Source organism: Pseudomonas sp. P4_C3 (genome assembly GCF_056402075.1).
The window spans coordinates 1-3,248 of sequence record NZ_JBFUIC010000403.1; the positions used below are offsets into that span (position 1 = coordinate 1).

The 3,248-nt window shown below is 54.4% G+C and carries 5 protein-coding genes and 4 tRNA genes; all 9 read left to right on the top strand.

The genetic code is table 11. The annotated features are described in order from the left end of the window. A partial coding sequence (locus AC1DVH_RS28365; RefSeq protein WP_477756579.1) for a lipoate--protein ligase family protein occupies positions 1–394 on the top strand: 394 nt, incomplete at its 5' end. After that, entirely contained in the window at positions 384–1,133 is a 750-nt protein-coding gene (locus AC1DVH_RS28370) for a pantothenate kinase (protein ID WP_477756580.1), read from the top strand. The genes AC1DVH_RS28365 and AC1DVH_RS28370, both read left to right, overlap by 11 nt. Before the next feature lie 7 nt (positions 1,134–1,140). Then, on the top strand, positions 1,141–1,581 hold the full coding sequence (locus AC1DVH_RS28375; protein WP_477756581.1) for a hypothetical protein: 441 nt from the start codon (positions 1,141–1,143) through the stop codon (positions 1,579–1,581). A gap of 142 nt (positions 1,582–1,723) precedes the next feature. After that, a tRNA-Tyr gene (locus AC1DVH_RS28380) sits at positions 1,724–1,808 on the top strand. Between the two features lie 25 nt (positions 1,809–1,833). Next, positions 1,834–1,907, top strand: a tRNA-Gly gene (locus AC1DVH_RS28385). 26 nt (positions 1,908–1,933) lie between these two features. Then, a tRNA-Thr gene (locus AC1DVH_RS28390) sits at positions 1,934–2,009 on the top strand. Positions 2,010–2,182: 173 nt separating this feature from the next. Then, positions 2,183–2,258, top strand: a tRNA-Trp gene (locus tag AC1DVH_RS28395). A gap of 45 nt (positions 2,259–2,303) precedes the next feature. Then, complete coding sequence (gene secE / locus AC1DVH_RS28400; RefSeq protein WP_007984402.1) at positions 2,304–2,672, top strand: preprotein translocase subunit SecE; 369 nt, start codon at positions 2,304–2,306, stop codon at positions 2,670–2,672. A gap of 9 nt (positions 2,673–2,681) precedes the next feature. After that, positions 2,682–3,215, top strand: coding sequence for a transcription termination/antitermination protein NusG (gene nusG, locus AC1DVH_RS28405; RefSeq protein ID WP_046041611.1), 534 nt, complete (start codon positions 2,682–2,684; stop codon positions 3,213–3,215). Positions 3,216–3,248 lie beyond the last annotated feature (33 nt).

Genomic DNA, 3,248 nt, shown 5'->3' on the forward strand with positions numbered 1-3,248 from the left:
GGTTGGTGATCCTGCTGATGTGTGCCACGTGGTCCTGGGAGTGGGAATCAATGTGAACATGCAGTCCGCTGACGAGGTGGACCAGCAATGGACATCCCTGCGGCTCGAGTCAGGCAAATTGTTTGATCGCAACCAATTGGTTGCGGTGCTGGGGGAGATGCTGCAGCGATACCTCGCTCGTCACCAAACGGGTGGTTTTTTGGCCATCCAGTCAGAGTGGGAGCAAAATCACCTGTGGCAGGGGCGAAGCGTGTCGTTGATTGCCGGCGTCAATCAAATTGATGGTGAGGTGCTTGGTATTGATGGCCAGGGCGCCTTGCGCCTGAAGGTGGATGGTGTGGAGAAAGTCTTCAGTGGTGGTGAATTGAGCCTGAGGTTGCGTGATGATTCTTGAGCTCGATTGTGGGAATAGTTTCATCAAGTGGCGCGTGCTTGCCGCTAATGCTGGGCAGGTGCTTGGTGAGGGGGTCGTCGATTCCAATCTCGCATTGCTTGAGGGGTTGGGGAGGCTCAAAGGGCTTGCCCTTACGTTTTGCCGGCTGGTGAGCGTCAGGACCGCGGAGGAAACCGCTGCGCTGACGTCGTTGCTGAGGGATGCCTTTGATGTGCCGGTTGTGTGCGCATCGCCTGCGCGCGAAATGTCAGGCGTGCGCAATGGGTATGAGGAGTTTGAGCGGCTGGGTCTGGATCGGTGGCTGGCAATGCTTGGAGGCTTTCATCTGGCTTCAGGTGCGTGCCTGGTGCTCGACTTCGGTACGGCCGTGACTGCTGACTTTATCGCGGCGGATGGAGAGCACTTGGGTGGTTTCATTTGTCCGGGGATGCCGTTGATGCGCAACCAATTGCGCACCCACACTCGCAAAATTCGTTATGGGGACCTGGCGGCTGAGCAGGCTCTGGAGAATCTTGTTCCAGGTCGCGCGACTGTTGAGGCTGTAGAGCGTGGCTGTTTGTTGATGTTGCGCGGCTTCGTATTGACTCAGCTCGAGTTGGCGCGCACCTACTGGGGTGAGGGCTTTGTCGTGTTTCTCACCGGGGGAGATGCGAGCCTGGTTTCTGAGGTCGTGCCTCAGGCCAGGGTAGTTCCGGACTTGGTGTTCGTCGGATTGGCCATGGCCTGTCCCTTGTCCTGAGGTTTTTATGCGTTGGTTGTTTCTGCTGCTGCTTGTCCTCAATGGCTTCTACTACATTTGGCATCAACAAGAGGCTCCTCTGCGCGCGAAGGATGTCACGCCTTTGAGTCTGTATCGCGGGTCTCAACAAGATATCCGCTTGTTGAGCGAGGCAAGTGACGTCTCCAAAGACAAGGGTAAGGCTGTCTCGACAGACAATGGCTGCCTTTATCTGGGCGGCTATACGCGCCAGGAGGCCGCGCAGGCGGTTGAGCGTCGTTTGAGCGGGATGGAGGTCAAGTATCAGTCCCTGCCGAAAGCTGCGACAGAAGGGGCAGGGTATTGGGTGCGTATCGCACCGGAAAGCCGGCGTTGGCTGGACGATCTGCAGCTACAAAACCTTTCTAAAGAATTCAATGAGTTAAAACATAAAATAATGCCGTGCGAGGGGGTTGCGCCCACTGAATAGTTTGCATAGAATGGCGCCCGCTCCACAGCGAACACCGGAAACGGTTARCGRTGTGAAGCRAGGTCAACGCAGCTAACCTCAAGATTTAATTGAGAAAATGCTTGACAGAAGGCTGGCATGATGTAGAATGCTGGCTCGCTTAGGAGGGGTTCCCGAGCGGCCAAAGGGATCAGACTGTAAATCTGACGTCTACGACTTCGAAGGTTCGAATCCTTCCCCCTCCACCATTTTTAGCGAGAGCTGTAAGCGCTCGCGGGTATAGTTTAGTGGTAGAACCTCAGCCTTCCAAGCTGATGATGCGGGTTCGATTCCCGCTACCCGCTCCAAGTTTACAGGTTTTGCACAGTGTTACGCTCTTGTAGCTCAGTTGGTAGAGCACACCCTTGGTAAGGGTGAGGTCAGCGGTTCAAATCCGCTCAAGAGCTCCATATAACAAGGCAGATATGAAAAGATCTGCCTTTGTTTTAGGTGGTTGTGGTTGCGCCTCGTTGTGTTGTCGGGGTTTGCCGGTGCTGAGGTACTGGTATTGCAGCTGGAGTTGCCTGGTAGTGGTTGTAAAGTCTTTTTCGGGTCGGCATAATGGTCGGCCTGATTTTGTTTTAGGTCAGTAGCTCAATTGGCAGAGCGACGGTCTCCAAAACCGTAGGTTGGGGGTTCGATTCCCTCCTGACCTGCCAGATTCACTTGGTGTGTCTGGCTTTCTTTTCACAGGATCTTCATAGATGACTCCTAAAGCTGAAGCTCAAGGCTCTCGTTTCGACCTCCTCAAGTGGCTTGTAGTAGTCGCTCTGGTGGTTGTTGGCGTTGTTGGCAATCAGTACTTCTCTGCTTCGCCGATCCTGTACCGCGTACTCGCATTGCTCGCCATTGCTGCTGTAGCTGCCTTTGTAGGCCTGCAGACAGTCAAGGGCAAGTCTTTCTTTGTACTGGTTAAGGAAGCACGCACCGAAATTCGTAAAGTCGTTTGGCCAACTCGCCAAGAAACCACGCAGACCACCCTGATTGTGGTGGCTGTTGTTCTGGTTATGGCGTTGCTGTTGTGGGGTCTTGATTCCCTGCTCGGCTGGCTTGTTTCCTTGATTGTCGGCTAAGGGTGTCCCGTGGCTAAGCGTTGGTATGTTGTGCATGCTTACTCCGGTTACGAGAAGCATGTAATGCGCTCGCTGGTCGAGCGCGTAAAGCTGGCCGGTATGGAAGATGGCTTCGGCGAGATTCTGGTTCCCACTGAAGAAGTGGTTGAAATGCGTAATGGCCAGAAGCGCAAAAGCGAACGCAAATTCTTCCCTGGCTACGTGCTGGTGCAGATGGATATGAACGAGGGTACTTGGCACTTGGTCAAGGACACTCCTCGGGTGATGGGCTTTATCGGCGGTACTGCCGACAAGCCTGCACCGATCACCGATAAAGAAGCAGAAGCGATTCTGCGCCGTGTTGCTGATGGTAGCGACAAGCCGAAGCCGAAGACGTTGTTCGAGCCGGGCGAGTCGGTACGTGTCAATGACGGTCCGTTTGCGGACTTTACCGGTGTTGTTGAAGAAGTTAACTACGAAAAGAGCCGGATCCAGGTCGCAGTGCTCATTTTCGGTCGCTCTACTCCGGTGGAGCTCGAGTTCAGCCAGGTCGAAAAGGTCTAGTTGAGCAAAAATCCCAACCCCGCAGCCATAGGC

Bases quoted from the DNA above. Each gene is read 5' to 3' on its own strand.
- AC1DVH_RS28370 (WP_477756580.1), top strand. From the start codon at position 384: ATGATTCTTGAGCTCGATTGTGGGAATAGTTTCATCAAGTGGCGCGTG.
- AC1DVH_RS28375 (WP_477756581.1), top strand. From the start codon at position 1,141: ATGCGTTGGTTGTTTCTGCTGCTGCTTGTCCTCAATGGCTTCTACTAC.
- secE (WP_007984402.1), top strand. From the start codon at position 2,304: ATGACTCCTAAAGCTGAAGCTCAAGGCTCTCGTTTCGACCTCCTCAAG.